This is a genomic window from Oleiphilus sp. HI0066 (assembly GCF_001635725.1).
Window position 1 is genome coordinate 1 of sequence record NZ_LWFH01000915.1, and the last position, 322, is coordinate 322.

Below are 322 nucleotides of genomic sequence, written 5' to 3' on the forward strand. Positions count from 1 at the left end.
TATTTCTAGCCCACATATGGAAATCTTCCGTAAGAAGGGTATTGAGGTTCTAGTGCTAAGCGATCGCATTGATGGCTGGATGATCTCTTACCTGTCTGATTTTGAAGGTAAGCATCTTCAAGACATCACTAAGGGCGAGCTTGACCTCGGTGAGATCGAAGCAGAAGAAGACAAGAAGCAACAGGAAGAAGCGAATAAGACATACGAAGCATTGGTTAAACAGATCAAAGAGCTACTTGAAGATAAAGTAGATGAAGTTCGTATGACGAATCGTTTGACTGACAGCCCAGCATGTTTGGTTGCTGGTGCGCATGATATGGAT

General features: G+C 43.2%; 1 pseudogene. It reads left to right on the top strand.

The features are described 5' to 3' along the window. Positions 1 to 322 (top strand): annotated as a pseudogene (locus tag A3738_RS10615) (molecular chaperone HtpG); the annotation flags it as partial.